1 protein-coding gene is annotated in these 321 nt (G+C 44.9%); it reads right to left on the reverse strand.

The window, feature by feature from the left end:
- Positions 1 to 112 precede the first annotated feature (112 nt).
- The coding region (locus A3712_RS23285) for a hypothetical protein (protein ID WP_231891877.1) at positions 113 to 321 on the reverse strand (209 nt) is incomplete at its 5' end.

Genomic DNA, 321 nt, shown 5'->3' on the forward strand with positions numbered 1-321 from the left:
CCACCACCAACGTTCTGGGACAAAGTCGAGTATTTATACGACTCAACAGTTGGGGCGGTTGTTGAAAGCATCGTTTTAAATGTGGCGCTGTTATTCTTATAGAAAAAAGGGCTTACAGCCCTTTTTTGATGCGTGGTGATTGCGGCTTTACTTTGCTGTCACCGCCTGACTTTGGCAGTTTCACACCGCCAATCATTGGCTCTCGCTCGATCTTCTCGCCGTACTTCGCTTTTAGCTTTTCACTCGTTCTAGCACAGTAATCATTAACATCATGCTTTCGAGATGCTAGCTCTGGCGAGTTTTTACTCATTATCTCTATTG

Source organism: Vibrio sp. HI00D65 (assembly GCF_001635455.1).
Taxonomy (GTDB): Bacteria; Pseudomonadota; Gammaproteobacteria; order Enterobacterales; family Vibrionaceae; genus Vibrio.